This is a genomic window from Streptococcus mitis (assembly GCF_009496205.1).
Classification (GTDB): Bacteria; Bacillota; Bacilli; order Lactobacillales; family Streptococcaceae; genus Streptococcus; species Streptococcus mitis_BN.
In genome coordinates this window covers 1-18823 of the sequence record NZ_WIJO01000040.1, presented here as the reverse complement: position 1 = coordinate 18823, position 18823 = coordinate 1, and the positions used below count along the sequence as shown (strand labels likewise).

Below are 18823 nucleotides of genomic sequence, written 5' to 3'. Positions count from 1 at the left end.
CCATATGATTCTTTCTAATGATGGTTTGGTCGCTTTTCATTATAGATGATATGGGACTTTTTTTCTACAACAAAATAGGCTCCATAATATCCATAGGGGATTTACCCACTACAAATATTATAGAGCCATTTTATAAGTGTAAGTCAAGCCATCTTTTGATACTGTCCATGACTCAGCCATAGACGGGATTAGATTGCCATACTGGTCGTTTTCCAACAAACCATCAATCAAGTTGGTTGTAATACTAGATGTAGAGTCTCGTGTAGAGGTAATATAATCCAAGGTATCTGGGTTGCTGACAAAGATATAAGAGTAAGTCTTGTCTGCATTAGTTGATTGGGAAGAGCCACATGCCGCTAGAGCTAGACCTGCTGTCAAAGCCATAGCTCCAAAAAGCATAACTTTTGATTTCTTCATGATTATTCTCCATTTTTACAGTATGTGAAATATTATACACCATTTGAGCAAAAATATAAAGTATTTTGAACTTTTTTACAAAAATAAAAATCAGTAGACTCGAGTTCCTACTGATTTTTGATATAATTCGTTTGGATTATGCAGCCAAAACTTTGCGTCCTTTACGACGACGAGCTGCCAATACACGACGACCGTTTTTAGTTGACATACGGTTACGGAACCCGTGTTTGCGCGCACGACGAAGTTTACTTGGTTGATAAGTACGTTTCACGATGAATACCTCCTCATAGATTTTGTATTCGTTTAGCCGGCTATAAAGTGATCAGTTACTAAACATACTTTACTATTCTATCTGATTCTTTTACTTTTGTCAATAGCTCTAGGCAAATGTTTCCAGCTTTTTCGAATGTAAGCCCTATCTACGATACTGTTTCAAGAAACGAGTCATCTTTTCTTGGATTTGGGCTAGTTCATCAACACGAGGAAGGTAAACGATACGGAAGTGGTCTGGTTCCTGCCAGTTAAAGCCTCGACCATGAACCAAGAGAACCTTTTCCTGCTTCAAGAAATTAAGGACAAATTGCTCATCATCATCGATACGGTACATATTACGGTCGATTTTAGGGAAGATATAGAGTCCCGCTTTAGGTTTAACCGCAGAGAGACCTGGAATATCTTGAATAGCATTGTAGATGAAATTTCTTTGCTCGTAGATTCGTCCACCAGGAAGGAGCAATTCATCGACCGACTGGTGACCACCTAGGGAAGTTTGTACGACCTGTTGAGCCAAAACATTAGAGCAAAGGCGCATATTGGACAGCATATTGAGCCCTTCGATATAGCCTTTAACATGTGTCTTAGGTCCAGACAAGACCATCCAACCTACACGGAAACCAGCGATACGGTGAGATTTTGACAGACCGTTCATGCTAACACAGAAGACATCTGGTGCCAAGCTCGCCACAGGCGTATGCACATGTTCATCCATGACCATGCGGTCGTAAATTTCATCCGCAAAGATAATCAAATCGTTTTGACGGGCAATCTCAATAATCTCCAACAAGAGTTCCTTCGGATAAAGGGCTCCAGTTGGATTATTTGGATTGATAAGGACGATCGCCTTGGTATTGGAAGTGATTTTTGACTTGATATCGTCAATATCTGGGTACCATTCTGCAGCTTCATCACAGATATAGTGAACGGCATTTCCCCCAGCTAGGCTGACAGCTGCTGTCCAGAGAGGATAATCTGGCATTGGCACTAAGACTTCATCCCCGTTGTCCAAAAGCCCCTGCATGGACATGACAATCAGCTCACTAACACCATTTCCAAGGTAGATATCATCAATATCTACATTTGGGAATTTCTTCAATTGGCAATACTGCATGATAGCCTTACGGGCTGAGAAAATCCCTTTGGAGTCAGAGTAACCTTCACTATCACGCGCATTCATAATCAAGTCATGAATGACTTCGTCTGGCGCTGTAAAACCAAATTCTGCTGGATTTCCTGTATTCAGACGTAAAATTTTTTCTCCGTTTGCTCGCATCCGCATGGCTTCTTCCAAAACAGGACCACGGATATCATAAGCAACATGCTCTAACTTACTAGACTTGTTATATTCTTTCATCTTGTTTCCTCAATTCATCAGGATAGTAACATTATACCACTAGAAAGAAAATGCGACAAGTTTACTGAAATGTGTTACTAAAATTCTATAGAAGAAAAGCCTCGCTAAAAGCGAGGTCAAGACAGGGGAGATAGCAGGTATTTTGCGAAAGTCACATCACATACCAAAAGATAAACCTAGAAAAAGCAAGCCTAAAAAGGAGTCATAAAGAAGATTGAACATGAGGAAAAGCCCCCATATCATCAAATAATCCCAACGCCCACTTCGTTTTGCAACCAGGAATAATAGAAAATGGTAGAGTAGGTGAAAGACTAAAAAGCCAACAAAACCTGGATAGAGAAGCGGAATTAGCTTCTCTAATTGCCAGACCATGATAACTTCTAGCAAGACTGAAACTAGGATAATTCCATAATAAAGGAAATTTGATTTTTTTGCTTCTTGAAAAGAGTTTTTCATCATTCTCCCTCCCTTCACTTCTTTCCTGCTATCCTTTCTTTTATTTTATCATATATTTATATAGATTTTAAGCGCTAATATTCTTTTGAAAAATACTTTTTTTGCTTTACTTCTATAGTGAAAAGGTTTACAATTATAGTAAGAAAATTTCAGGAGGTTTCATTATGGCACAACGTTACCAAAATATCATGGTCGCAATCGATGGTTCTAAAGAAGCAGACTTGGCTTTTGTCAAGGGAGTTCATTCTGCTCTACGAAACGACGCTAAACTCACCATCGCACATGTCATTGACACACGCGCTCTCCAAAGCGTATCCACCTTTGATGCTGAAGTTTACGAAGAACTCCAAGTCGACGCTGAAAGTTTGATGAAAGAGTACGAAAAACGTGCTAAAGATGCTGGTGTGGCAGATGTTCATATCGTCATTGAAATGGGAAATCCAAAGACCCTACTGGCACGTACTATTCCCGATGCTGAGGAAGTGGACCTCATCCTCGTTGGCGCAACTGGTCTCAACGCCTTTGAACGCCTCTTGGTCGGATCTTCATCTGAATATATCCTCCGCCATGCTAAGGTTGATTTGCTGGTGGTGAGAGAACAAGAAAAAACCTTATAATCACAAAGAAAAGGAGCTCAGCGCTCCTTTTTGTTTACGATTTATTTCTCTCTTTATGGCGTTCATAAGCCTTGAGCTGGCGCTGCAGTTCCTTTTTAATAGCAGGTTCTGGAGCATATTTTTCTTCCCAATCATCTGGCTTTAAGATTTTGTGGGTCACTGGATCAAAATGAGCCTTGCCATCTGGAAAAATTTTCCCCATATTGGCCTGATGGACAATATCAAAAATACGTTCTGGGTCCACCCCCATCAAAACAAAACTACCGTAGGTGAAGTAAAGCGTATCAATCAAGGCATCCACCTGCCCTACCAAATCTTGCTGTGCAGGTGTCTTCTTGGCTACTTTATCTGCTGCCTTATCAAGGGCCTGATGAAGTTGCGATAAAGCTTGACCAAAATCCTCTTCAGAGGGACTGGCTGCTCGAACAAACTCCACCAATTCTTCTATTTTAAAGCCAGCCCTGTGGGTTGCACCTTCTAAATCCCAAGCTCGAGGTTCTTCTTGGGTTCGTTCATCCATCATGTGGTGGAAGGTCTTGACCTTATTGAAATGATAGTCACGGCTGACAAAGACTTTTTCCGAAGCCAGAACACCAAAATGTTCCAAAGCCTTGTGAATTCCGTCTTGCTGATTGCTAGTGGTGATGTGCTTGGCAACTTCCTTGACACTGCTACTACCATTTCCCATAGCGACCGACATACCAACACCTGCCAGCATTTCTAGGTCGTTATCTGAGTCACCAAAGGCCATGACTTGGTTGAGATCAAAACCATATTCTTTCCCAACTCGGCGAATACCTTCCAATTTAGAGTTTCCTTGATTGATGACATCCGCTGCAAATGGATTGCTACGTGTTAATTTCAAGTCTTCAAAATCAGCTGCCGCCTTCTCAGATTCTTCTGGCGTCATCAGCATCAAAACTTGGTAGATAGGCTGATTCATCAGATGAAGCAGGTCTTCTTCCTTTTGGGGAACAACCTTGCTGACCATGCGATTAAAGGAATGACTCACCGTCCGAGTTAAAACAGAGGGAACGAAGCGACTGATTCGTTGGGAAAAAGAACCCAAACCAAAGGACATGATTTTAGAACCCAACATGGCATCCTTGGTCCCTAGGGCAATCTCCTTACCCTCTTTTTTAGCATAAGTAATGAGCTGGCGCAAATGTAACTTGGAAATTGTGCTCGTGAACAAGACTCTGTCTTTAGTAAAGATATACTGGCCATTGTAGGTTACCGCAAAGTCCAAATCCAAATCGTCCATCAATTCCTTAACAAAAAAAGGTCCTCGACCTGTCGCTACGCCGACAAGTACCCCTTGTTCTTTGATGATTTTAATCGCGTCCTTAGTGGATTTCAAAACACTCTTGCGATCGTTGACCAAGGTTCCATCGATATCAAAAAAAACAGCTTTGACTTCCATCCTATCCCAATCTCCCCTTTTGTGATACAATGATTATACCACATTTCAGAAAGAGTGAGTAAATCATGCCTAAGAAAATCCTTGTTTTACATACAGGTGGGACTATTTCCATGCAGGCCGATGCTTCTGGCGCTGTTGTGACAAGTTCAGATAATCCCATGAACCATGTGTCCAACCCACTTGAAGGAATCCAAGTCAACGCCTTAGATTTTTTTAATCTGCCAAGTCCCCATATCAAACCCAAGCATATGCTGGCCCTCTACCAGAAAATTAAAGAGGAAGCTGCTAACTACGATGGAGTGGTGATCACACACGGGACCGATACTTTAGAGGAAACAGCCTATTTCCTTGATACCATGGAAGTTCCCCATATGCCCATCGTTCTAACAGGGGCCATGCGCAGCTCCAATGAACTCGGTAGCGACGGGGTTTATAACTATCTGAGTGCTTTAAGGGTGGCTAGCGATGACAAGGCTGCTGACAAAGGAGTTTTGGTTGTTATGAACGATGAAATCCATGCCGCCAAGTATGTTACCAAAACACATACGACCAACGTCAGCACCTTCCAGACTCCAACACACGGGCCACTTGGTCTGATTATGAAACAGGAAATCCTCTACTTCAAAACAGCTGAGCCCCGTGTTCGCTTTGACCTTGATCACATACAAGGATTAGTCCCTATCATCTCTGCTTATGCTGGTATGACAGATGAGCTGATTGATATGCTGGATTTGGAACAATTGGACGGTTTGATTATCCAAGCCTTCGGAGCTGGTAATATTCCCAAAGAAACGGCTGAAAAGTTAGAAAGCCTTCTACAAAAAGGAATCCCAGTCGCCCTAGTTTCACGATGCTTTAACGGTATCGCTGAGCCTGTTTATGCCTACCAGGGTGGAGGCGTACAGTTGCAAAAATCTGGTGTCTTCTTTGTTAAAGAACTCAACGCCCAAAAAGCCCGTTTGAAACTCCTCATTGCCCTCAATGCCGGACTAAAAGGACAGGCTTTGAAAGACTATATGGAAGGGTAAGTCTCTCCTCTAAAAACAAATCAGGAAATCTTCACGATTCCCTGATTTTTTCTATTTACGTTTTCGTGTTGAACGACGTTCTGTCAAACCATGAGGCAAGAGAACTTCACGTTCTTCCAACTCTTCCTTGTGCATAATCTTAGTCAACATACGCATACTAATGGCACCAAGGTCATAAAGAGGTTGGGCAATAGTTGTCAAGTTTGGACGGGTAAAGCGTGCAATTTGCGAATCATCACTAGTAATAATCTCAAATTCTTCTGGTACTGACACACCTTTATCAGCAAGACCGTTCAAGACACCTGCCGCCAACTCATCACCTGTTACAACTGCTGCAGTTGCATTTGATGAAATCAAGCGTTCTGCCAAGGCATAGCCATCTTCATAAGTGTATTTAGATTCAAATACCAATCCTTCGCTATAAGGAATACCTGCTTTTTTCAAGGCTTCCTTGTAGCCAACCAAACGAACCTTACCATTGATGTCATCCACTAGTGGACCGCTGACAAAAGCAATGCGCTCGTTCTCTTTAGCGAGGTAGGTCATTGCATCAATCGTAGCTTGTTTGTAGTCAATATTGACACTTGGAAGCTGATGTTCCACATCCACAGTTCCTGCAAGAACAACTGGTGTCCGAGAACGAGAAAACTCTGAACGAATTTTTTCAGTCAAGTGGTACCCCATAAAGATGATACCATCCACTTGCTTAGAAAACAGTGTATTGACAACTGAAACTTCCTTGTCATCGTCCTCATCACTATTAGCAAGGACGATATTATACTTGTACATTTCAGCGATATCATCAATCCCTTTAGCAAGCGTTGAGAAATAACCATTGGTAATATTGGGGATCACGACACCGACAGTGGTTGTCTTTTTACTTGCAAGACCACGCGCCACTGCATTTGGACGGTAATCCAAACGGTCAATCACCTCAAGCACTTTTTTTCGAGTATTCTCTTTTACATTCTTATTGCCATTGACTACACGGCTAACTGTCGCCATTGAAACTCCTGCTTCACGGGCGACATCATAAATCGTTACTGTATCGTCTGTATTCATTTCATTTCCTTTCTATATCATACCTCACGAGACTCCAAAAAAAGAGACGGTATGAAAATTTCGTTTTCATGGTTCTACTTATTCCATTTTATCACTATTTGTAAACACTTTCAAGCGTTTTTTGAAGATTATTTGAAAAAATTTCATAGGAAGCTATGTTTATGAAGAAAAAATCACCTTTTCTTGATTTTTAATCCTATTTGCTGTATGATAAGGGAAAAGAAAGGGGGAAGAAATATGGCTTTTACCAATACCCACATGCGGTCTGCTAGTTTTGGCATTGTTACCAGCTTGCCTGATGACGTTATTGACTCTTTTTGGTATATCATCGACCACTTCTTAAAAAATGTCTTTGAATTGGAAGAAGAACTTGAGTTTCAATTGCTCAATAACCAAGGAAAAATTACCTTCCACTTCTCAAGTCAACACCTCCCTACAGCCATTGATTTTGACTTTAACCACCCTTTCGACCCTCTTTATCCCCCCAGAGTACTGGTTTTAGATATGGACGGTAGAGAAACTATCCTCCTCCCAGAAGAAAATGACCTATTTTAAAAACTCTAGCCTTCAGTTACAAACGACTGAAAACTAGAGTTTTTTCTATTGTTTCAAAGCATTATACAAGTTGCGGATAGGTTGCTTTAATGTAGGATGGATAAAATGAGGCGCAATTTCTTGAAGAGATTCAAGGACAAAAAGGCGTTCCGCTATGTAAGGATGAGGCAATATGAGGTCGTCTGTATAAAGGATCTGGTCCTCCACAAAGAGCAAGTCCAAATCAATCAAACGAGGCCCCCAATGTACTTCTCGCACCCGTCCCATTTCTAACTCAATGGCTAACAAGGTCTCTAATAGAACTGGGGCGGGCAACCATGTTTCCACCTCAACCACTTGATTAGCAAAGCTATCTTGCTCCACACCACCCCAAGGCTCCGTCGTCAAGACACTGGACTCTTTGAGAATATGGATGCCACGATTTCGCATTTTCTCAATGGCTTGTTTCAAGTTTGCTTGTTTATCTCCCATATTGCTTCCTAGGGCGATAAAGGCTCGTTGCTTGCGGCGATGAATGGTTACCGAGCAAGTATCTAGTGGCAAATGCACTGGCGCCCAAGGTTTTTTCAGTTCCAGCTTTATTTCTTGGACAAGAGGATAGGCCTCAAAGGTACGTTCTACCAGTTTGTAGGCTACCGTTTCAATCAAGTCCTCAGTTGTTTCCTGAAACCAAGTCGTCCACTGCTGACACAGTTCTCCATAATGGACAGAAGCCGTTAAATCCAAGTCTGTCGCCGCCTTGGTCATATCATAGGATAGGATTGCGGAAATAACAAACTTCTGCCCCAATTCTTTCTCACTAGGAAAAAGACCATGATAGGCAAAAATTTCCAAATCCTTAATCTGCAGTTGATCCATAATGATTCCTTTCTAGAAAAATCCGCTTGAAGCGGATTCTTTTTATACTCAATGAAAATCAAAGTGCAAACTAGGAAGCTAGCCGCAAGCTACTCAAAACACTGTTTTGAGGTTGCAGATGGAAGCTGACGTGGTTTGAATTTGATTTTCGAAGAGTATTATAGTCCCATTAAACGATAAGCCTGATCTCGGAGGTCCTTATCTGTTTCAAATAGACCACGAGCTACTGTCGTCAAGGTTGCAGTGCCTGGTTTTCTGACACCACGCATGCTCATACACATATGTTCCGCCTCAATGACAACAAAGGCTCCTTTAGCACCTAGATACTCCATCAAGGCATCGGCTACTTCGATATTCAATCGTTCTTGAATTTGTGGTTTTTTCGAATAAACTTCAACCGTACGGGCTAGCTTAGACAAACCTGCCACACGACCATCTGGAATGTAGGCAATATGTGCTCTCCCATAAAATGGTAGAAAGTGGTGTTCACACATGGTATGGAAAAAGATATCCTTTTCTACCACCATATTATCGTCGATAATCTCAAAGGATTTTGACAAATGTTCCTCTGCTGTTTGACCAAGACCTGAAAAAATCTCTTGGTACATACGAGCGACACGAGCAGGCGTTTCCTGCAAGCCCTCGCGATTAACGTCCTCTCCTACAGCCTCGATAATCATTTTTACAGCTGCTTCAATCTTTTGTGTATCCATTTTCGTTCTTCCTCTCCATCAGATAGGCCCTCACTTGGCTCAAGAAATACAAGGAACCCGTGACAATCCTAACTGTTTTTTTCTCTTCTTTTTTATCTGTCAATTTCTGCTCTAGAAAATCCTGCCAACCTTGGTAGCTGAGATTTCTAGACTTAGCTGCCTCTTCCAGCACGCTTTCATCAGTCGCCCGACTATCGTCAAAATGTGTCAGAGTAAGCTCGGTATCTGGGATTTGCTCCAACAAGTCCAACATATCCTCCAAGGCCTTGGTTTTGATGCAAGTAAAGAGGATTTCCTTACGATAATCCGCAAAGCGTTCTTGCAAAGTTGCTAATAAAGCCTTGATAGCATGGGGATTGTGGGCCCCATCCAAAATCATCAAGGGTTCTCTTGACACGATTTCCAAACGCCCTGGCCAACTTGTTTCTTCCAAGGCTTGAGCAAGCACGTGATTGCTTGCTAGTTCTCGACCATCTTCTTGACAAAAATTATCAAGTAAAGCTATGGCCATCCCAGCATTCTCTATCTGGTGCAAACCCAACAGGCCAGTTTGGAAGCGACCTTGTCTGACAACACTTGTATAGTCAAAGACTTCGCCTGTAACCATACTCTTTTGATAGCGGACCTGATAATCTGTCCCGTAGGCAAATATCGGCGCATCTTTCCCTTCCGCAATGCGGTCAATCACAGCCAAAGCTTCTGGAGCAATACGACCTGTCACCAAGGGAATACCTTGTTTGATAATACCAGCTTTCTGCTCTGCTATGGCTTCCAAGGTGTCACCAAGTAGGGCTACATGGTCCAATCCAATAGTCGTAATTCCTGTCAAAATGGGCTGGCAAACATTGGTACTATCCAAAAGTCCACCCATGCCCACTTCCATGATAGCCACATCTACTTGCTCTAAGGCAAAGTAGTCATAGGCTATGGCTGTGATAATCTCAAACTCGGTTGTGCCCTGTAAATTAGCGGCCGCTTCTCCCTCCAGCAAAGACTGATAGTCTGCTATGAGGGCTTCTAGCCTAGTCACTGGAATGGATTCCCCATTGATGCTAATCTGGTCTGTGTAGTGAATGAGATAGGGTGAGCTAAACACGCCAACTCTCAGCCCTAGCTTTTCCAGCATATTTTTCAAAAAAGCAATGGTAGAACCCTTGCCATTGGTCCCTCCGATATGGATGACCTTGAGTTTGAGATGGGGATTTCCACGCAAAGCTAATAGTTCCACCATGCGTTCCAAGCCAAAATGCGGTTGGTCCGTCCGGTAGTTGGCAATCCACTGATTATTTTCAATTTCTTTCATCTTATTTGTATTGTTTTAAATCTAGATTTTCCGCTTCATCAGCCAGACGAATAGCGGAGGCAATTTCAACTGCCATCTTGTGACTAGCTACGTCATGCACGCGCACCACTTCTACACCCTGTCTTGAAGCAATACTAGTTACATGAGCCGAAGCTGTATCTCGATTGCGGAAACCAAGTTCTGTCTCAGGATTGACTTCAAAACCACTTTCTTCAAGGATATTGATGACAAATCGCTTGCGCGACACTCCAAGAAAGATTGGATATCCCTTCTGATGTAGTTTATCCAAGTCCCGTAAAAGAAGCAGATTTTCTTTCTTAGTCAGACCAAAGCCGATTCCCGGATCCAACAGGATATTTTCTTGTTCAATTCCAGCTTGATTTGCTCTCGCTAGTGCTCGTACAAAGAAAGTCTCCATCAACTCTTCGATTGGCAATTTTTCGAAGTCAGCTAGCTCTTCCTCTGTAAAAGCTTGATTAAATCCAAAATGAGGGAATATGAGCGAGCTAGGATGCTGAGGTCGAGCTATGACTGGGTTAAACATAATGACCACTTTCGCTCTCGCTTCAGCTACCACATGGGCCATTTTTTCATCACCCATGAGACCAGTGATATCATTAACTAGATTAGCACCAGCAGCCAATGCAGCTTCTGCTACCTGACTCTTCCAAGTATCAATAGAGATGAGGACATCACTTTCCTTGCGAATCGCTTTAATCACTGGAACAACACGCTGGATTTCCTCTTCTATCTCAACATAGCTACTTCTTCCCGGCCGAGTTGATTCTCCGCCGATATCGAGCATACTGGCTCCTTCTGCTATCAATTTACGAGCCTGCTGGAGTGCTTGCTCAGGAGCAAAAAATTGACCACCATCCGAAAAGGAATCTGGGGTTACATTGATAATTCCGCAAATAGCTGTCTTTGCATGATTGGCTTTACTTGACATATCGGTCACTCCCTCAAGGCTTTTCATCATATTATTTCTCTATTTTACCATAAAAAGAAAAAGATGGACACGATTGCATTCATCTTTTTCCCAGTAGAAACAAGTAAGCAATTGTCAAAAATCTTAAACAGAGATCCCTAATGTCCGACTCAAAATCACCACGAGAGCCAACAAACAGAAAAAAACTCCATTAACAATCATGTGAAGTAAGATAGACATTTCCAAACGTTGGGTTTTATAAACTGTCCAAGTTAGCACAGTTGACATTCCTCCATAGATAAGAAGAGAAGGTAGATTTGTCGGTAAATGAAGCAAGGCAAAGATAATAGCACCGACTATATAACCCACATTTTCTTTACCACGAAAGAGTTTTTTAGGAATCACTCCTCGACATAAAATCTCCTCACAAATAGGAGCTATTAGAACCAGTAAGAAAAAACTGGAAATTAAGGAACTATTCTGGACCAAATCATTAATATTTGATTGATTGCTGGTTGTTGTTTCATTCATCAAACGCAGTAAGACCACACCAAGAATATTAAAGGCAAGAATCACTAGATAGCTTAAGGCCAATCTAGCCAAATCCTTAGCCTTGAAAAACGATAAACCAAAACTAGCCAACTGTGTTTTCCTAGCACCTATTATAAATACAGTTAAAACTACAAGAGATACGGCCCCTACTAATAGTCCAGCTTGAAGCAGTGGAAATTTTCTGCTAGTTAGAAAAGTTGCTAGGGCTAAAGGAAACTGAGAAAACAAAAGCCCTACTAGAAAGATTATTAACCACTTCCCCCTGTTTAATACTTCACCCCAAATATTCTTTTTTATCATCAATCATACTCCTACCATTCAATCAAAATCACCTACCTAGTTTGAAGCAATTTTCAAGTAACTATAATATAAAAAGGGGAGAACCCCTTTTTATATTATAGCATTTATAGTGCCATGCTGATATAGTTAAGGATAAACAAGGCATCCAAAATCCAAATCATGACATGAACATCTTTAGCTTGACCTTTGACAAGCTTAGTCAAAGTGTAAGTCAAGAAACCAACTGCAATCCCTTGAGTGATAGAGTAGCTGAATCCCATAAAGATAGATGTGAAGAAAGCAGGAACCGCTTCAGACATATCGTCCCAATGGATATTTTTCAAGCTAGCCAACATCATAATCCCAACGATAATCAAGATTGGAGCTGTAGCGGCTGTTGGTACAATCGCTAGAAGTGGACTAAAGAAGCTTGAGATCGCAAAACAGATAGCTACAACCAAGGCTGTCAAACCAGTACGTCCACCTGCACCAATACCAGCAGCAGACTCAACATAAGTCGTTACGTTCGAAGTACCAGCGATGGCACCAATTGAAGTACCAATCAAGTCTGAATAAAGAGCCTTGTCCAACTTAGCTGATTGGTGATTTTCACCATTTGTAGCTACGATACCAACTTTTTCACCTGTACCGATCAAGGTACCAATTGTATCAAAAATATCTGTCAATGAGAAGGCAAGAATAGCCATCAGAGTTTCAGGCAAGCGAGCTGTATCTGAAATCAAAGCTCCCAAACCTTCTGAACCAAGAGCTGCACCAAAGACTGTCTTCAAATCTTCAAAGGCTGCACCAACATGGTTATTAGCAAAATCGATGCTTGACAAATCTACCAAACCAACTGCGATAGCAAGAATAGTTGTTGTCAAGATAGAGAGGATAATTCCCCCTTTAATTTCTTTGATAACAAAGAAGATTGTAATGGCCAGTCCTGCAAGTGCCACCAAAACAGCTGGGTTATTAAAGTCAACCAATCCTGGAACTGCTGAAGAGTTTGCTGCAATCGTTGCTTTAGCTTTGTCAGCCCCTTCTCCTACAACAGTATAGTTACCTGGATCGATCGTAAATTTCAAAAATCCAGCATTCTTAATTCCTACGTAGGCAAGGAAGACACCGATACCAGCTGAAATAGCTGAGCGAAGAGCATTTGGAATCGATTCAATGATCATTTTACGAACATTTGTCAAGGTAATAATCAATGAGATAATCCCACAGATGAAGACCATAGCTAGGGCTTCTTGCCAAGAATAACCAAGTCCAAATACGACTGTAAAGGTAAAGAAAGCATTCAGCCCCATACCTGGCGCTTGGGCATAAGGTAAGTTAGCGTAGAAGGCCATCATCAGGGTACCAGCAACTGCACCGATAATCGTTGCGAGGAATACACCCTGAGCAGGCATTCCTGTTTGCGAAAGAATTTGTGGGTTTACAAAGAGAATATAACTCATTGCAAAGAAAGTTGTTAAACCAGCGAGAACCTCTGTACGAACGTCTGTACCGTTCTCTTTTAGTTTAAATAATTTGTCCATTATTAATCTCCTTTTAATTTTTACGAACAATAATAGAATTATATCATTTATCATTCACTTTTTCAATATCTTTGTTTGATTTATTTAAGAATTTGATGAAATTTCTTTTTTGGTTTCGAATCTGATTTTCTGCCTGCTTTCTGTTATAATAGTAGACATCTTATCTGAAAAGACACTAGAAAGGTCCCTATGACGAAAAAAATTATTGCAGTTGACCTGGATGGAACCCTACTCAACTCAGACAGTCAAATTTCTGACTTTACCAAAAAAACCATTAAAAAAGTTGTTGAAAAAGGCCATCAAGTTATTATTACGACAGGACGCCCTTACCGAATGTCAAAAGATTTTTACCGTGAACTAGGCTTAGACACTCCTATGATTAACTTCAACGGCTCCCTCACTCATTTACCAGACCAAGTTTGGAACTTTGAAAAGTGTTTAACCGTAGACAAAAAATATCTGCTAGACATGGTTCAACGTTCAGAGGACATTCAAGCCGATTTTATCGCTGGAGAATATCGTAAAAAATTCTACATTACAAATCCTAATGAAAAAATTGCCAATCCTAAACTATTTGGTGTAGAAGCTTTCCAGCCTGAAGATCAATTCCAGCCTGAGTTAGTAACCAAGGATCCTAACTGTATTCTGTTACAGACCAGAGCCAGTGACAAATATGCCTTGGCAAAAGAAATGAACGCCTTCTACCAGCATCAACTGTCTATCAATACCTGGGGAGGTCCGCTCAATATCCTTGAATGTACCCCAAAAGGTGTCAATAAGGCCTTTGCTTTGGACTACTTGCTCAAGGTAATGAACCGCGATAAAAAGGATTTGATTGCCTTTGGAGACGAACACAATGATACCGAAATGCTCGCTTTTGCTGGGAAAGGTTATGCAATGAAAAATGCCAACCCAGAGCTACTCCCCTATGCAGATGAGCAAATTTCCTTGACAAATGACCAAGACGGGGTTGCCAAAACCCTGCAAGACTTATTCTTATAGTCCATTCTGACCAGCTTGCAAGCTGGTCTTTGTGCTCTTTTCACAGTCTCATCAACCAGTTAATCGATTGTTCTACTTTTTGCATCCAAAACCTTGGAAAAGGCTTTCTTTTGTGATATACTTCACATATAAATACAAGAGAGCTCGTCACACTCGACTCTGTTGACACAAAATCAATCCAGTCCTGTTTCTCCTGCTCTCAGTTAATATCAAGGAGGATAGCTATGAAAGCTGTTGTTGTAAATCCAGAAAGCACTGGTGTTGCTGTTGAAGAAAAAGTACTCCGTCCACTTGAAACTGGGGAAGCACTTGTAGAAATTGAATACTGTGGTGTTTGCCACACTGACCTCCACGTTGCCCATGGTGACTTTGGCCAAGTACCAGGCCGTGTTCTAGGACATGAAGGTGTTGGTATCGTTAAGGAAATTGCCCCAGATGTAAAAAGCCTTAAAGTCGGCGACCGCGTCAGCGTTGCTTGGTTCTTTGAAGGATGTGGCACTTGCGAATACTGTACAACTGGTCGCGAGACCCTTTGCCGTACAGTGAAAAATGCTGGCTACTCAGTAGATGGTGGTATGGCTGAACAATGTATCGTAACTGCAGACTATGCTGTCAAAGTTCCTGACGGACTTGATCCAGCCCAAGCCTCTTCTATCACATGTGCTGGTGTAACAACCTATAAAGCTATTAAAGAAGCAAAAGTTGAACCAGGCCAATGGGTTGTTCTTTACGGTGCTGGTGGACTTGGTAACCTAGCTGTTCAATACGCTAAAAAAGTATTCAATGCTCATGTCATCGCCGTTGATATCAACAATGACAAACTTGCCCTTGCAAAAGAAGTGGGTGCGGACATTGTTATTAACGGCCTCGAAGTTGAAGATGTACCTGGACTCATCAAGGAAAAAACTGATGGTGGAGCTCATTCAGCTGTCGTAACTGCTGTATCTAAAGTTGCCTTCAACCAGGCTGTTGACTCAGTTCGTGCTGGTGGTCGCGTTGTCGCTGTCGGCCTTCCTTCTGAAATGATGGAACTAAGTATCGTAAAAACCGTTCTAGATGGAATCCAAGTCATCGGTTCTCTTGTAGGAACTCGTAAAGACTTGGAAGAAGCCTTCCAATTCGGTGCAGAAGGTTTAGTAGTTCCAGTTGTTCAAAAACGTCCAATAGAAGATGCTGTAGCAATTTTCGACGAAATGGAAAAAGGTCAAATCCAAGGACGTATGGTACTCGACTTCACCCACTAATCTATTAGAAACCTATTTCAAAAGTTGGAATGCACTTCCAACTTTTTTATATTAAATTTTTAAATAGGGATTCAAAAAAACTTCTCAAAAACTTAATATATCAATATTTGCAAAAGAAACCTTTTTCCTTTTTTATGTTAAATAGTTGCTTTTTATATGAAAACGGTTTATACTTAAAAAGTCTTAAAGTTTTCTTAAACAAAAACTAAAACAAAAAAGGAGGAATGACAATAATGAGTATCGGAATCATTATTGCGAGCCACGGCGAATTTGCTGCGGGTATTCATCAGTCAGGATCTATGATCTTTGGTGAACAAGAAAAGGTTCAAGTTGTAACCTTTATGCCAAATGAAGGTCCTGATGATCTATACGCTAAGTTTAATAACGCTGTTGCTGCATTTGACGCAGAAGATGAGGTTCTAGTTCTGGCTGATCTTTGGAGTGGATCTCCATTTAACCAAGCTAGCCGCGTGATGGGAGAAAATCCTGAGCGTAAGTTTGCCATCATCACAGGACTTAACTTACCGATGTTAATTCAAGCCTACACAGAGCGCCTGATGGACGCTGCTGCAGGTGTAGAAAAAGTCGTTGCTAATATCATTAAAGAAGCCAAAGATGGCATCAAGGCTCTTCCAGAAGAGCTAAACCCAGTTGAGGAAGTAGCAAGCGCTGCAGCTGCTCCAGTTGCTCAAGCTGCTATTCCAGAAGGAACTGTTATCGGAGATGGAAAACTCAAGATTAACCTTGCCCGTCTGGACACTCGTCTCCTTCATGGTCAGGTTGCGACTGCTTGGACTCCAGATTCAAAAGCAGACCGTATCATCGTTGCTTCAGATAACGTTGCCAACGACGATCTTCGTAAAGAATTGATTAAACAAGCAGCTCCGAATGGAGTAAGAGCCAATGTTGTACCAATCCAAAAATTGATTGAGGTTTCAAAAGACCCACGTTTTGGAGAAACACATGCCCTTATCTTGTTTGAAACACCTCAAGATGCCCTTCGTGCAATTGAAGGTGGCGTGCCAATCAAAACTCTTAACGTAGGATCAATGGCTCACTCAACTGGTAAAACAATGATCAACAACGTTTTGTCTATGGACAAAGAAGACGTTGCTACATTTGAAAAAATGCGTGACCTCGGTGTTGAATTTGACGTACGTAAAGTACCAAACGACACTAAAAAAGATTTGTTTGACTTGATTAGCAAAGCCAACGTTCAATAATAGACATCAGTAACTATCGAAGAATTCTAAGAAAATTTTTCACTTTATTATCATTAAATAGAAAAGGAATAAAACCATGTCAGATATTTCAATTATTTCTGCTGTCTTGGTTGTAGTTGTTGCCTTCCTTGCAGGTCTTGAAGGTATCCTCGACCAATTCCAATTCCATCAACCAATCGTCGCATGTACCCTTATCGGTCTTGTAACAGGTAACCTCGAAGCAGGGGTTATGCTTGGTGGATCACTTCAAATGATCGCCCTTGGTTGGGCAAACATCGGAGCTGCCGTAGCTCCTGACGCTGCTCTTGCATCTGTTGCCGCAGCAATCATCTTGATCAAAGGTGGTAACTTTACTACTGAAGGTATCGCCGTTGCAACAGCAACAGCTATCCCTCTTGCCGTAGCTGGACTTTTCTTGACTATGATTGTTCGTACAATCTCAGTTGGTTTGGTTCACACTGCAGATGCTGCTGCTAAAGAAGGAAACATTGCGGCTGTTGAACGTGCTCACTTTATCGCACTTCTTCTTCAAGGTCTTCGTATTGCTATCCCTGCTGCCTTCCTTATCGCTATCCCAGCTTCTGCCGTTCAAGATGCTCTTAAATTGATGCCAGACTGGTTGAACGGTGGTATGGCTGTCGGTGGTGCTATGGTCGTTGCCGTTGGTTACGCTATGGTTATCAACATGATGGCAACTCGTGAAGTATGGCCATTCTTCGCAATCGGTTTTGCTTTTGCTGCCATTTCTCAATTGACTTTGATTGCCCTTGGTGTAGTCGGTGTTGCCCTTGCCTTCATCTACCTTAACCTTTCAAAACAAGGTGGTAACGGTGGCGGAGGAGCTGCTACTTCTAACGACCCAATCGGTGATATCCTAGAAGACTACTAGAAAGGGGAACAATCATGACTGAAAAACTTCAATTATCAAAATCAGATCGTAAAAAAGTTTGGTGGCGTTCACAATTCCTTCAAGGTTCTTGGAACTACGAGCGTATGCAAAACTTGGGTTGGGCTTATTCATTGATCCCAGCTATCAAAAAATTGTACACTACTAAAGAAGACCAAGCTGCTGCTCTTGAGCGTCACCTTGAGTTCTTCAACACTCACCCATACGTAGCTGCTCCAATCATGGGGGTTACTCTTGCACTTGAAGAAGAACGTGCTAACGGTGTTGAAATCGACGACGCTGCTATCCAAGGGGTTAAAATCGGTATGATGGGACCTCTTGCTGGTATCGGTGACCCAGTATTCTGGTTTACAGTTCGTCCTATCCTTGGCGCTCTTGGTGCATCACTTGCTGCATCTGGTAACTTGGTTGGTCCACTTCTCTTCTTCTTCGGATGGAACGCTATCCGCATGGCCTTCCTATGGTACACACAAGAGTTTGGTTACAAAGCTGGATCTGAAATCACTAAAGACATGTCTGGTGGTATTTTGAAAGATATCACTAAAGGTGCTTCTATCCTTGGTATGTTCATCCTTGCCGTTCTTGTACAACGTTGGGTATCTATCAACTTCACAGTTAACCTTCCTGGTAAACAATTGGCTGAAGGTGCCTACATCAACTTCCCAGACGGTCCTGTATCAGGTGCTGAATTGAAAGGTATCCTTGGTCAAGCACTTGGTGGATTGAGCTTAGATAAGATTCAACCACAAACTCTTCAAGGTCAGTTGAACTCATTGATTCCAGGATTGATGGGACTTCTCCTTACTTTCCTTTGCATGTGGTTGCTTAAGAAAAAAGTATCACCAATCTCAATCATCCTTGCGCTCTTTGCAGTAGGTATCGCAGCTCGTTTCTTCGGTATCATGTAATCAAGCAACTAAAAAGGGCTCTATAATATTTGTAGTGGGTAAATCCCCTATGGATATTATGGAGCCTATTTTGTTGTAGAAAAAAAGTTCCATAATATCTATAATGAAAAGCAACAAAACAACTCATTAGAAAGATTCATATGGAACAATTACATTTTATCACAAAATTACTAG

Annotated in this window: 19 protein-coding genes and 1 pseudogene; 8 read left to right on the top strand and 12 right to left on the bottom strand. The window is 41.7% G+C overall.

Translation table 11 applies throughout. The features are described from left to right. Window positions 1-126: 126 nt before the first annotated feature. The 4 genes and pseudogenes from GEZ85_RS07210 to GEZ85_RS07195 form a co-directional block, all read right to left on the bottom strand. Window positions 127-417: pseudogene (locus GEZ85_RS07210) on the bottom strand (peptide ABC transporter ATP-binding protein); the annotation flags it as partial. A gap of 136 nt (window positions 418-553) precedes the next feature. Next, the gene (gene rpmH / locus GEZ85_RS07205) at window positions 554-688 is read right to left on the bottom strand and encodes a 50S ribosomal protein L34 (protein ID WP_000831905.1); all 135 of its coding nucleotides are present in this window, start codon (window positions 686-688) and stop codon (window positions 554-556) included. Between the two features lie 144 nt (window positions 689-832). After that, on the bottom strand, window positions 833-2047 hold the full coding sequence (locus tag GEZ85_RS07200) for a pyridoxal phosphate-dependent aminotransferase (RefSeq protein ID WP_125454652.1): 1215 nt from the start codon (window positions 2045-2047) through the stop codon (window positions 833-835). A 156-nt stretch (window positions 2048-2203) separates the two neighbouring features. Further along, window positions 2204-2506: a hypothetical protein gene (locus GEZ85_RS07195; protein WP_049492767.1), complete on the bottom strand. Its 303-nt coding sequence runs from the start codon at window positions 2504-2506 to the stop codon at window positions 2204-2206. A 161-nt stretch (window positions 2507-2667) separates the two neighbouring features. On the opposite strand from GEZ85_RS07195, the gene GEZ85_RS07190 reads away from it, so the two are divergent. Beyond that, complete coding sequence (locus GEZ85_RS07190) at window positions 2668-3120, top strand: universal stress protein (RefSeq protein WP_000079148.1); 453 nt, start codon at window positions 2668-2670, stop codon at window positions 3118-3120. Between the two features lie 34 nt (window positions 3121-3154). Here the strand turns inward: GEZ85_RS07190 and GEZ85_RS07185 are convergent, their stop codons facing one another. Next, window positions 3155-4543, bottom strand: coding sequence for a Cof-type HAD-IIB family hydrolase (locus tag GEZ85_RS07185; RefSeq protein ID WP_153209947.1), 1389 nt, complete (start codon window positions 4541-4543; stop codon window positions 3155-3157). 65 nt (window positions 4544-4608) lie between these two features. Between GEZ85_RS07185 and GEZ85_RS07180 the strand changes: the two genes are divergently transcribed. Continuing rightward, window positions 4609-5571, top strand: coding sequence for an asparaginase (locus tag GEZ85_RS07180; RefSeq protein WP_153209946.1), 963 nt, complete (start codon window positions 4609-4611; stop codon window positions 5569-5571). 51 nt (window positions 5572-5622) lie between these two features. Here the strand turns inward: GEZ85_RS07180 and ccpA are convergent, their stop codons facing one another. Beyond that, window positions 5623-6633, bottom strand: coding sequence for a catabolite control protein A (gene ccpA / locus GEZ85_RS07175; RefSeq protein WP_001090625.1), 1011 nt, complete (start codon window positions 6631-6633; stop codon window positions 5623-5625). Window positions 6634-6870: 237 nt separating this feature from the next. Here ccpA and GEZ85_RS07170 point away from each other — a divergent pair, with 237 nt between their 5' ends. Continuing rightward, window positions 6871-7188 carry a DUF960 domain-containing protein gene (locus GEZ85_RS07170; RefSeq protein WP_000886035.1) on the top strand — a complete coding sequence of 106 codons (318 nt, stop codon included), beginning with the start codon at window positions 6871-6873 and terminating at the stop codon, window positions 7186-7188. 45 nt (window positions 7189-7233) lie between these two features. Here the strand turns inward: GEZ85_RS07170 and folK are convergent, their stop codons facing one another. From folK to GEZ85_RS07140, 6 genes are all read right to left on the bottom strand, one after another. Then, window positions 7234-8046, bottom strand: coding sequence for a 2-amino-4-hydroxy-6-hydroxymethyldihydropteridine diphosphokinase (folK, locus tag GEZ85_RS07165; RefSeq protein ID WP_153209945.1), 813 nt, complete (start codon window positions 8044-8046; stop codon window positions 7234-7236). A 158-nt stretch (window positions 8047-8204) separates the two neighbouring features. Further along, window positions 8205-8759, bottom strand: coding sequence for a GTP cyclohydrolase I FolE (gene folE, locus GEZ85_RS07160; RefSeq protein WP_061827444.1), 555 nt, complete (start codon window positions 8757-8759; stop codon window positions 8205-8207). Beyond that, window positions 8740-10062 (bottom strand): bifunctional folylpolyglutamate synthase/dihydrofolate synthase, encoded by a 1323-nt coding sequence (locus GEZ85_RS07155; RefSeq protein WP_153209944.1) that lies wholly within the window; start codon window positions 10060-10062, stop codon window positions 8740-8742. Before GEZ85_RS07155 ends, folE begins: the two co-directional genes overlap by 20 nt. Before the next feature lies 1 nt (window position 10063). Further along, window positions 10064-11041: a dihydropteroate synthase gene (folP, locus tag GEZ85_RS07150; protein ID WP_194251537.1), complete on the bottom strand. Its 978-nt coding sequence runs from the start codon at window positions 11039-11041 to the stop codon at window positions 10064-10066. Window positions 11042-11134: 93 nt separating this feature from the next. Beyond that, a complete protein-coding gene (locus GEZ85_RS07145) occupies window positions 11135-11842 on the bottom strand; it encodes a CPBP family intramembrane glutamic endopeptidase (RefSeq protein WP_153209943.1) in 708 nt (235 codons plus the stop codon). A gap of 104 nt (window positions 11843-11946) precedes the next feature. After that, window positions 11947-13365, bottom strand: coding sequence for an NCS2 family permease (locus tag GEZ85_RS07140; RefSeq protein WP_049502246.1), 1419 nt, complete (start codon window positions 13363-13365; stop codon window positions 11947-11949). A 189-nt stretch (window positions 13366-13554) separates the two neighbouring features. Here GEZ85_RS07140 and GEZ85_RS07135 point away from each other — a divergent pair, with 189 nt between their 5' ends. The 5 genes from GEZ85_RS07135 to GEZ85_RS07115 all read left to right on the top strand — a co-directional run bounded on the left by GEZ85_RS07135 (window position 13555) and on the right by GEZ85_RS07115 (window position 18649). Further along, window positions 13555-14367: a Cof-type HAD-IIB family hydrolase gene (locus tag GEZ85_RS07135; RefSeq protein ID WP_153209942.1), complete on the top strand. Its 813-nt coding sequence runs from the start codon at window positions 13555-13557 to the stop codon at window positions 14365-14367. Window positions 14368-14591: 224 nt separating this feature from the next. After that, window positions 14592-15611: an alcohol dehydrogenase AdhP gene (gene adhP / locus GEZ85_RS07130; RefSeq protein WP_000649185.1), complete on the top strand. Its 1020-nt coding sequence runs from the start codon at window positions 14592-14594 to the stop codon at window positions 15609-15611. 233 nt (window positions 15612-15844) lie between these two features. Continuing rightward, a complete protein-coding gene (locus GEZ85_RS07125) occupies window positions 15845-16834 on the top strand; it encodes a PTS sugar transporter subunit IIB (RefSeq protein WP_153209941.1) in 990 nt (329 codons plus the stop codon). 76 nt (window positions 16835-16910) lie between these two features. Next, window positions 16911-17723 carry a PTS mannose/fructose/sorbose transporter subunit IIC gene (locus GEZ85_RS07120; RefSeq protein WP_001280331.1) on the top strand — a complete coding sequence of 271 codons (813 nt, stop codon included), beginning with the start codon at window positions 16911-16913 and terminating at the stop codon, window positions 17721-17723. Between the two features lie 14 nt (window positions 17724-17737). Continuing rightward, entirely contained in the window at window positions 17738-18649 is a 912-nt protein-coding gene (locus GEZ85_RS07115) for a PTS system mannose/fructose/sorbose family transporter subunit IID (RefSeq protein WP_153209940.1), read from the top strand. The last annotated feature ends 174 nt before the right edge of the window (window positions 18650-18823 follow it).

Bases quoted from the DNA above. Each gene is read 5' to 3' on its own strand.
- GEZ85_RS07200 (WP_125454652.1), bottom strand. From the start codon at position 2,047: ATGAAAGAATATAACAAGTCTAGTAAGTTAGAGCATGTTGCTTATGAT.
- GEZ85_RS07195 (WP_049492767.1), bottom strand. From the start codon at position 2,506: ATGATGAAAAACTCTTTTCAAGAAGCAAAAAAATCAAATTTCCTTTAT.
- GEZ85_RS07190 (WP_000079148.1), top strand. From the start codon at position 2,668: ATGGCACAACGTTACCAAAATATCATGGTCGCAATCGATGGTTCTAAA.
- GEZ85_RS07185 (WP_153209947.1), bottom strand. From the start codon at position 4,543: ATGGAAGTCAAAGCTGTTTTTTTTGATATCGATGGAACCTTGGTCAAC.
- GEZ85_RS07180 (WP_153209946.1), top strand. From the start codon at position 4,609: ATGCCTAAGAAAATCCTTGTTTTACATACAGGTGGGACTATTTCCATG.
- ccpA (WP_001090625.1), bottom strand. From the start codon at position 6,633: ATGAATACAGACGATACAGTAACGATTTATGATGTCGCCCGTGAAGCA.
- GEZ85_RS07170 (WP_000886035.1), top strand. From the start codon at position 6,871: ATGGCTTTTACCAATACCCACATGCGGTCTGCTAGTTTTGGCATTGTT.
- folK (WP_153209945.1), bottom strand. From the start codon at position 8,046: ATGGATCAACTGCAGATTAAGGATTTGGAAATTTTTGCCTATCATGGT.
- folE (WP_061827444.1), bottom strand. From the start codon at position 8,759: ATGGATACACAAAAGATTGAAGCAGCTGTAAAAATGATTATCGAGGCT.
- GEZ85_RS07155 (WP_153209944.1), bottom strand. From the start codon at position 10,062: ATGAAAGAAATTGAAAATAATCAGTGGATTGCCAACTACCGGACGGAC.
- folP (WP_194251537.1), bottom strand. From the start codon at position 11,041: ATGATGAAAAGCCTTGAGGGAGTGACCGATATGTCAAGTAAAGCCAAT.
- GEZ85_RS07145 (WP_153209943.1), bottom strand. From the start codon at position 11,842: ATGATAAAAAAGAATATTTGGGGTGAAGTATTAAACAGGGGGAAGTGG.
- GEZ85_RS07140 (WP_049502246.1), bottom strand. From the start codon at position 13,365: ATGGACAAATTATTTAAACTAAAAGAGAACGGTACAGACGTTCGTACA.
- GEZ85_RS07135 (WP_153209942.1), top strand. From the start codon at position 13,555: ATGACGAAAAAAATTATTGCAGTTGACCTGGATGGAACCCTACTCAAC.
- adhP (WP_000649185.1), top strand. From the start codon at position 14,592: ATGAAAGCTGTTGTTGTAAATCCAGAAAGCACTGGTGTTGCTGTTGAA.
- GEZ85_RS07125 (WP_153209941.1), top strand. From the start codon at position 15,845: ATGAGTATCGGAATCATTATTGCGAGCCACGGCGAATTTGCTGCGGGT.
- GEZ85_RS07120 (WP_001280331.1), top strand. From the start codon at position 16,911: ATGTCAGATATTTCAATTATTTCTGCTGTCTTGGTTGTAGTTGTTGCC.
- GEZ85_RS07115 (WP_153209940.1), top strand. From the start codon at position 17,738: ATGACTGAAAAACTTCAATTATCAAAATCAGATCGTAAAAAAGTTTGG.